The 1,058-nt window shown below is 56.4% G+C and carries 1 rRNA gene; it reads right to left on the minus strand.

Annotated features, from left to right (window positions below):
* Positions 1-1,058: ribosomal RNA gene (locus tag IE305_RS32690) — 23S ribosomal RNA — on the minus strand; the annotation flags it as partial.

Below are 1,058 nucleotides of genomic sequence, written 5' to 3' on the forward strand. Positions count from 1 at the left end.
GGCCTATCAACCCAGTCGTCTACTGGGAGCCTTACCCCATCAAGTGGGTGGGAGTCCTCATCTCGAAGCAGGCTTCCCGCTTAGATGCTTTCAGCGGTTATCCCTCCCGAACGTAGCCAACCAGCCATGCCCTTGGCAGAACAACTGGCACACCAGAGGTTCGTCCGTCCCGGTCCTCTCGTACTAGGGACAGCCCTTCTCAAGACTCCTACGCGCACAGCGGATAGGGACCGAACTGTCTCACGACGTTCTAAACCCAGCTCGCGTACCGCTTTAATGGGCGAACAGCCCAACCCTTGGGACCGACTCCAGCCCCAGGATGCGACGAGCCGACATCGAGGTGCCAAACCATCCCGTCGATATGGACTCTTGGGGAAGATCAGCCTGTTATCCCCGGGGTACCTTTTATCCGTTGAGCGACGGCGCTTCCACAAGCCACCGCCGGATCACTAGTCCCGACTTTCGTCCCTGCTCGACCCGTCGGTCTCACAGTCAAGCTCCCTTGTGCACTTACACTCAACACCTGATTGCCAACCAGGCTGAGGGAACCTTTGGGCGCCTCCGTTACCCTTTAGGAGGCAACCGCCCCAGTTAAACTACCCATCAGACACTGTCCCTGATCCGGATCACGGACCCAGGTTAGACATCCAGCACGACCAGACTGGTATTTCAACGACGACTCCACACACACTGGCGTGCATGCTTCACAGTCTCCCAGCTATCCTACACAAGCCGAACCGAACACCAATATCAAACTGTAGTAAAGGTCCCGGGGTCTTTCCGTCCTGCTGCGCGAAACGAGCATCTTTACTCGTAGTGCAATTTCACCGGGCCTATGGTTGAGACAGTCGAGAAGTCGTTACGCCATTCGTGCAGGTCGGAACTTACCCGACAAGGAATTTCGCTACCTTAGGATGGTTATAGTTACCACCGCCGTTTACTGGCGCTTAAGTTCTCAGCTTCGCCAGAACGAATCCTGACTAACCGGTCCCCTTAACGTTCCAGCACCGGGCAGGCGTCAGTCCGTATACATCGCCTTACGGCTTCGCACGGACCTG

The organism is Streptomyces mashuensis, assembly GCF_014654785.1.
Classification (GTDB): domain Bacteria; phylum Actinomycetota; class Actinomycetes; order Streptomycetales; family Streptomycetaceae; genus Streptomyces; species Streptomyces mashuensis.